This is a genomic window from Mesorhizobium sp. M7A.T.Ca.US.000.02.2.1, assembly GCF_003996995.1.
In the GTDB taxonomy this organism is placed as follows: Bacteria; Pseudomonadota; Alphaproteobacteria; order Rhizobiales; family Rhizobiaceae; genus Mesorhizobium.
On the sequence record NZ_RZTT01000338.1, the window covers coordinates 1 to 6,628 of the forward strand.

At 62.1% G+C, this 6,628-nt stretch carries 10 protein-coding genes; 8 read left to right on the forward strand and 2 right to left on the reverse strand.

Going from position 1 to position 6,628, the window contains the following annotated elements:
• On the forward strand, positions 1–686 hold a 686-nt coding region (locus tag EOD15_RS25485; RefSeq protein ID WP_185929075.1), incomplete at its 5' end, for a sodium/proton-translocating pyrophosphatase.
• Positions 687–965: 279 nt separating this feature from the next.
• Here EOD15_RS25485 and EOD15_RS25490 read toward each other — a convergent pair.
• Positions 966–1,478 (reverse strand): outer membrane protein assembly factor BamE, encoded by a 513-nt coding sequence (locus EOD15_RS25490; RefSeq protein ID WP_127320652.1) that lies wholly within the window; start codon positions 1,476–1,478, stop codon positions 966–968.
• Between the two features lie 114 nt (positions 1,479–1,592).
• On the opposite strand from EOD15_RS25490, the gene EOD15_RS25495 reads away from it, so the two are divergent.
• From EOD15_RS25495 to EOD15_RS25525, 7 genes are all read left to right on the forward strand, one after another.
• Positions 1,593–2,141: a ubiquinol-cytochrome C chaperone family protein gene (locus EOD15_RS25495; protein ID WP_127320651.1), complete on the forward strand. Its 549-nt coding sequence runs from the start codon at positions 1,593–1,595 to the stop codon at positions 2,139–2,141.
• Positions 2,138–2,686, forward strand: coding sequence for a DUF177 domain-containing protein (locus EOD15_RS25500; RefSeq protein WP_127320650.1), 549 nt, complete (start codon positions 2,138–2,140; stop codon positions 2,684–2,686). The genes EOD15_RS25495 and EOD15_RS25500 overlap by 4 nt, the downstream gene beginning before the upstream one ends.
• Before the next feature lie 113 nt (positions 2,687–2,799).
• Positions 2,800–3,870: a phosphate acyltransferase PlsX gene (gene plsX, locus EOD15_RS25505; protein WP_127272087.1), complete on the forward strand. Its 1,071-nt coding sequence runs from the start codon at positions 2,800–2,802 to the stop codon at positions 3,868–3,870.
• Positions 3,871–3,879: 9 nt separating this feature from the next.
• Complete coding sequence (locus EOD15_RS25510; protein ID WP_127320649.1) at positions 3,880–4,851, forward strand: beta-ketoacyl-ACP synthase III; 972 nt, start codon at positions 3,880–3,882, stop codon at positions 4,849–4,851.
• A gap of 103 nt (positions 4,852–4,954) precedes the next feature.
• Positions 4,955–5,278, forward strand: coding sequence for an integration host factor subunit alpha (locus tag EOD15_RS25515; RefSeq protein WP_013532231.1), 324 nt, complete (start codon positions 4,955–4,957; stop codon positions 5,276–5,278).
• 125 nt (positions 5,279–5,403) lie between these two features.
• A complete protein-coding gene (locus tag EOD15_RS25520) occupies positions 5,404–5,943 on the forward strand; it encodes a MerR family transcriptional regulator (RefSeq protein WP_027038390.1) in 540 nt (179 codons plus the stop codon).
• Positions 5,944–6,036: 93 nt separating this feature from the next.
• Entirely contained in the window at positions 6,037–6,339 is a 303-nt protein-coding gene (locus EOD15_RS25525) for a hypothetical protein (protein WP_127270978.1), read from the forward strand.
• Between the two features lie 83 nt (positions 6,340–6,422).
• On the opposite strand, the gene EOD15_RS36325 is transcribed toward EOD15_RS25525, so the two are convergent.
• Positions 6,423–6,628, reverse strand: a 206-nt coding sequence (locus EOD15_RS36325; RefSeq protein ID WP_210212206.1) for a hypothetical protein, incomplete at its 5' end; no start/stop codon positions are given.

The window sequence follows — 6,628 nt, forward strand, 5'->3', positions numbered from 1 at the left end:
TTGCCGCGTGCTCGAACGACCTGAAGTTCTTTGCCGCCAATGGCGACAAATATCCGTACTTCCAGGGCATGGGCGAGATCTCCTTCGATCTTTCCAACCCCTACGTCGTCGCCGGCCTGATCTTCGGCGGCCTGATCCCGTATCTGTTCGGCGGCATCGCCATGACGGCCGTCGGCCGCGCGGCGGGCGCCATCGTCGAGGAAGTGCGCAAGCAGTTCCGCGAGGATCCGGGCATCATGGCCGGCACCTCGAAGCCGAATTACGCGCGCGCGGTCGATCTGCTGACCAAGGCGGCGATCCGCGAGATGATCATCCCGTCGCTGCTGCCGGTGCTGGCACCGCTCGTGGTCTATTTCGGCGTGCTGTTGATCTCGGGCTCGAAGGCGTCCGCCTTTGCAGCGCTGGGTGCCTCGTTGCTCGGCGTCATCGTCAATGGCCTGTTCGTCGCCATCTCGATGACCTCTGGCGGCGGTGCCTGGGACAACGCCAAGAAGTCCTTCGAAGACGGCTTTGTCGACAAGGACGGCGTCAAGCATCTCAAGGGTTCCGAGGCGCACAAGGCTTCGGTGACAGGCGACACGGTCGGCGATCCCTACAAGGACACCGCTGGCCCGGCCGTCAACCCGGCGATCAAGATCACCAACATCGTCGCGCTCTTGCTGCTGGCCGTGCTCGCGCACGGCTGATCAAGGCTTCACTCGAAAATGAACCCGCGGGAGCGATCCCGCGGGTTTTTGTTGAGGCAAAGCCAAACGATCCTTCAGCGCTCGCTTTCGCTCGGTCTTCGCAATGCGTGCGTTAGCACCTTATGCCGGACCCAGCGTCGTGTTTTCAGTGGTGGCCACTGCAGCATGCCAGTGGCCGTGCCCTGACTGGTGACCCATAACAAAAACCCGCAGGATCGCTCCCGCGGGTTTTTGGTCGCCTGAGATGACGAGGCTTCCGGGAATGGAAGCCGAAGGGAATTAGACGCCGCCGCCGGGAATGCCGGGCGCCAGCTTGCTGGCACCGTTGATGACCTGGCTGAGGAAGTTCTGGTCCTTGCCGCCGGTCGGTGTGGTGCGCGAGATGAAGTCGAACATCTTGCCATCCTTCTTCCCGTAATTGGCGATCTGGGTGACACGGCCATCGGCGCCGAAATAGACAGCCAGCACATGCTGGTCAACGAGCCGTGGCTTGTCGAAGGCGACGTAGCGCTTGCGCGTCTGCGAAATGTAATAGAATGCCTCGTTGTCGAAGGTCGCGGTCGTCGACGGCGTGCCGAGCGCCAGAAGCACCTGCTCGCGGCTCGAACCGACCGGCACCAGGTCGATTGCCTGCTGGTCTATGACGTAACCTTGCGTCAGCGTCTCGCTCGGGCTGAGATCGCCCATCATCTTGGAGGTGTGGCAGGCGGACAGTGCCGAAACGATCATCAGCAGCGAGATCGCGCCGGCGGGCCTGGACGAGAAGGTCGACTTGAAATTCAGCGCGCGCAACAACAACTCCATTAGCTGGCCGCAACTTGCGCTGGGCCGCGAAACCGGTAAACCAGCTTGCTTGCCGATGCAACAAGCCCACTTCAACAAACGGTCCCCAGGAGACCATCCCCAATGTTCCAGCGCTTTTTTGGCCGCGAACGCTACGCCAACCGCGCTATCACTGAGGCGCTTTACGCACAAATCGTGGCGGCGGCGCGGCAGACTGTGTTTTATTCCCACTGGAATGTGCCAGATACGCCGCTTGGCCGTTTCGAGATGCTGTCGCTGCACATGTTCCTGTTCCAGCACAGGTTGCGCGGGGAGAGCGGTGCGGCGCAGGAGGTCGCCCAGGTGCTGATCGACGAGTTCTTCCTCGACGTCGACCATTCGTTACGGGAATTGGGCATTGGCGACGTTGGCGTGCCCAAACGCATGAAAAAGCTGGCAAAGATGTTTTATGGCCGTACCGCTGCCTATGACAATGCCCTGGAAAGAAACGACCATGAAGGGCTGACCGCGGCTCTTGCCCGCAATGTCCGGCCCGACGCGGGCGCTTGGGCGGAAGCATCGCTGCTGGCCAACTATGTTACCGACGCGCGCAGTCATCTGGCCGCGCAGACATCCGAATCGATTGTCTCCGGCACGCTGACCTTTCCCGCCGCCAAGGAGGTTGAACAATGAAGCATGTTGATCCGCAAAGCCCGGTCTCCTTCCGTGCAAACGTCACGCGCCTGCCGCAGAAGGGCCTGCCGCTGGTTATCGAGGCCGATGCCGCGCAGCGTGCGGCACTGGCCGAGGAGCACGGGCTGATTTCGGTCGAATCCTATCGCGCCGAGCTTCTGGTCGCGTCGTGGAAGCGCAATGGCGTGAAGATCAGCGGCCGCGTCGAGGCCGACATCACCCAGGCCTGCATCGTCACGCTCGAGCCTGTCGAAGCGCATATCGACGAACCGGTCGAAGCGCTGCTGCTGCCCGAGGATTCCAAGCTCGGACGGCAGGGTTTCGATGGTGGCGGCGAGATCCTGCTCGACGCGGAAGGCCCTGACGGTCCAGAGACATTTTCCGGTGACACGATCGATGTCGGGGCACTCGCCGAACAGTATTTCGGGCTCGCCATCGACCCCTATCCGCGTAAGCAGGGCGCATTGCTCAATGACGGCAGCGAGACCGAACCGGCGGAGAATGAATTTCAGCAAAAACTGCGATCCTTGCTGGGAAAATCCTGAAAAGCTCGCCCGCGACGGAAAAGTCGGTTGTGCGGCAGCCCAAAACCGTTATTTTCGCCGAACCTTCGCGGTCGCTAAAGCGACCTGCCGCCTAACCGTGAGATAAATACCGCGTGATCAGGATTTCCATCGATGCCATGGGCGGCGATCACGGACCAGCCGTGGTCATACCAGCGCTCATGACGGTCGCGACCCGTCGTCCCGACATCCGCTTCGTCATTTTCGGGCGTGAGGAGGTCGTGCGCCCCGAGCTTGCCAAATTTCCCAAGCTCGCCGAGATCAGCGAATTCTTCCATTGCGAAGTTGCGGTCAGGATGGACGACAAGCCGAGCCAGGCGCTGCGCCACGGCCGCTGGAAGTCATCGATGTGGAAGGCCGTCGAAGCGGTCAAGGCCGGCACGGCCGACGCCTGCATTTCCGCCGGCAACACCGGCGCGCTGATGGCGATGTCGAAATTTTGCCTGCGCACCATGGCCACCATCGATCGCCCGGCGATCGCAGCCCTTTGGCCGACATTGCGCGGCGAAAGCGTGGTGCTGGACGTCGGCGCGACCATTGGGGCCGATGCGCAACAGCTCATTGATTTTGCCATTCTCGGCACCGGCATGGCGCGCTCGGTCTTCGGCATAGCCCGGCCCAGCGTCGGCCTGCTCAATGTCGGCGTCGAGGAGATCAAGGGCCAGGAAGAGGTCAAGGAGGCCGGTCGCATGCTGCGCGAAGCCAACATGGCCTCGATGAACTATCACGGTTTCGTCGAGGGTGACGATATCGGCAAGGGCGTGGTCGACGTCGTCGTCACCGAAGGCTTTGCCGGCAACATCGCGCTGAAGACGGCGGAAGGCACGGTGCGCCAGATCGGTGGCTATCTGCGCGCGGCGATGAGCCGGACTCTGATGGCCAGGATCGGCTACATCTTCGCCAAGGGCGCCTTCGATCGCCTGCGCGAAAAGATGGATGTCGGCCGGTCCAACGGCGGCGTTTTCCTGGGGTTGAGCGGCATCGTCGTCAAAAGCCATGGCGGTGCTGATTCTGACGGGTTCGCCGCCGCGATCGAACTCGGCTATGACATGGTCCGCAACAACCTCCTCGACCGCATCGAGGCCGATCTGGACCTGTTTCATGCGCGCAACCCGCGTGCCCTGTCATCTAGGAAATCCGACGTCGTCACCGACGCAAAGGAATAGGAAAGAACTTTGATCAGATCAGTCGTGCGCGGCACGGGCGCCGCGCTGCCCCGCCGAATCATGAAGAATGCCGATTTCGAAGGCATGGTCGAGACCTCCGACGAGTGGATCGCCCAGCGTACCGGTATTCGCCAGCGCCATATCGCTGGTGACGACGAGACCACGGCTTCGCTGGGGGAAGCAGCGGCACGTGCCGCACTTGCCAATGCCGGCCTCACGCCCGCCGACATCGATCTGATCGTGCTGGCGACCTCGACGCCCAACAACACATTCCCGGCCACTGCCGTCGAGATCCAAAACCGGCTCGGCATGCATCACGGCTTTGCCTTCGACCTGCAGGCGGTCTGTTCGGGCTTCGTCTATGCCGTGACCACCGCCGATCTCTACATCCGCGGCGGCCTGGCCAAGCGTGTCCTGGTGATCGGTTCGGAAACATTCTCGCGCATCCTCGACTGGAGCGACCGCTCGACCTGTGTGCTGTTCGGCGACGGCGCCGGTGCCATGATCCTGGAAGCAGGCGAGGGGACGGGCGCGATCGCCGACCATGGCGTTCTGGCGGCCAGCCTGCGCTCCGACGGCACGCACAAGGACAAGCTTTTCGTCGACGGCGGGCCGTCGACCACGGGTACGGTCGGCCACCTCCGGATGGAGGGCCGCGAAGTCTTCAAGCATGCGGTCGGCATGATCACCGACGTCATCGAGGCGACGTTCGCGCAAGCCGGTATCTCAGCCGATGATCTCGACTGGTTCGTGCCCCACCAGGCCAATAAACGAATTATTGACGCTTCCGCCAAGAAGCTCGGGATAGCTGAGCAAAAGGTGGTGGTTACGGTCGATTTGCACGGTAACACCTCGGCTGCTTCCGTGCCGTTGGCGCTGTCGGTGGCCGTTGCCGACGGCCGCATCAAGAAGGGCGATCTCGTCCTCCTGGAAGCGATGGGCGGTGGCTTCACCTGGGGCGCTGTCCTGGTTCGCTGGTAAGTGCCGAACGGTCCAGTTTCGGTCCTTGACCTTGACGGATCAATTACTTAGGCTCTGCCGTTGTTGTGCCGAATTTTATGTTTTGAGCTGATGGGACGGTCGCATGGGGGGAAAGACACTTACGCGCGCCGACCTTGCCGAGGCAGTTTACCGGAAGGTCGGCCTGTCGCGCACTGAATCGGCCGAGCTCGTCGAAGCGGTGCTGGATGAAATCTGCGAAGCCATCGTGCGCGGCGAAACGGTGAAGCTGTCGTCCTTCGCGACATTCCACGTCCGCTCCAAGAACGAACGCATCGGCCGCAATCCCAAGACCGGCGAGGAAGTGCCGATCCTGCCGCGTCGGGTGATGACCTTCAAGTCGTCGAATGTGCTGAAGAGCCGTATCTTGCGCTCCCATCAGAGCGGCAAGGCCAAAAGCGGCAAGTAGTCCTATTGCGCGGTTGAAAACCGCCGCCGCCATGACGCCGGGCTTGAATATTGCTTCATAAACCGCTGAAATAAGCCCCGATTCGGCAGGTAGGCCGGATCATCGTCCAGCGTGAGGATTCGCCCATGGACAAGAGCCCCGACGCCTTTCGTACCATCAGCGAGGTCGCCGAAGATCTCGATCTGCCGCAGCATGTGCTGCGCTTCTGGGAAACGCGTTTCAACCAGATCAAGCCGATGAAGCGCGGCGGCGGCCGTCGTTACTACCGGCCGCAGGATGTCGAGCTGATCAAGGGCATCCGACACATGCTCTACGACCAGGGCTACACCATCAAGGGCGTGCAGAAGCTGTTGCGCGAGAACGGCAACCATTTCCTGGTTGCCATCGGCAATGGCGACATGGCCGCCGTCGAGGCGATCTCGCAGCGCAAGCAGGCCGACCAGGTGCCGCTGACGCCGGCGGCCCAGCCGCGTGGCATGGACGACGAACTGGTCGGCCAGCCGCGGGTCAAACCCAGCCGCCGTTTTTTCGGCCTGGGAAAAAGCGACGAGGACGGTCCGGTGCAGCCGGATGCATCGAAACTCTCGCGCGACAACAGGGCCTTGCTGCAGGAGGCGCTGTTCGACCTCCTGGAATGCAAGCGCCTGCTTGACCAGGTGCGCTGACCGCGGCCCGACGCGACATCGACAGTTCGAAAGCCGGAACCCGTCTTCCGGTGAGGCGTTACGCTTCCTTCTGCAAGTGAAGGAAACATACCAATGGCATCATTTTCGACCCTCTCCGACATTGATCTCGACAGGCAGGTCGCTGCTCTTACCAAGGAACTGGCCAGCTTGAAGAGGGCCGTGGCAAGGCGAGGCGGCGCGTATTACGAGGACGGTCGCGATGCCGCGCTGGACACCTATTCCGATCTTGCCGGGCGCCTGCGCGACGCCATGCCGGCAATCCGTAAACAGGGCAGGGTGATCGAGAGGTCGGCCCGCGACCATCCGGCGGCTGCCGCGGCGGTGGGCCTTGTGGTGCTCGGTCTTGTCGCCAGTCTGCTGTTCAGCCGGCGCTGAATTCTAGAACCCAAATCCCAGGGATACGAGCATGAGAAGTGACGGCTCGCCTCAAGGTGATCCGTCATTTTCCTTGCGGTCGGCTATGTCTGTTGTCGCTGGAGGCGCCTGACACCTCTGTGCAGCCGGCGCAGGAAATGCGGATTGGTCGAGCCGCCAGAGCCGCTCGATTTCGCTGGCGAACGCCGGATTGGTCGTGGTGCCATACCAGCGCCGGGATAGACGACGAGGTCGCGCGTGGATTTGCGTGAATTGTCGATCCAGTCCGCGATCGAGCCTCGCGGGGCGG

Coding starts and splice junctions, on each gene's coding strand:
- EOD15_RS25495 (WP_127320651.1), top strand. CDS start 1,593: ATGTTCCAGCGCTTTTTTGGCCGCGAACGCTACGCCAACCGCGCTATC.
- EOD15_RS25500 (WP_127320650.1), top strand. CDS start 2,138: ATGAAGCATGTTGATCCGCAAAGCCCGGTCTCCTTCCGTGCAAACGTC.
- EOD15_RS25515 (WP_013532231.1), top strand. CDS start 4,955: ATGGGGGGAAAGACACTTACGCGCGCCGACCTTGCCGAGGCAGTTTAC.
- EOD15_RS25520 (WP_027038390.1), top strand. CDS start 5,404: ATGGACAAGAGCCCCGACGCCTTTCGTACCATCAGCGAGGTCGCCGAA.
- EOD15_RS25525 (WP_127270978.1), top strand. CDS start 6,037: ATGGCATCATTTTCGACCCTCTCCGACATTGATCTCGACAGGCAGGTC.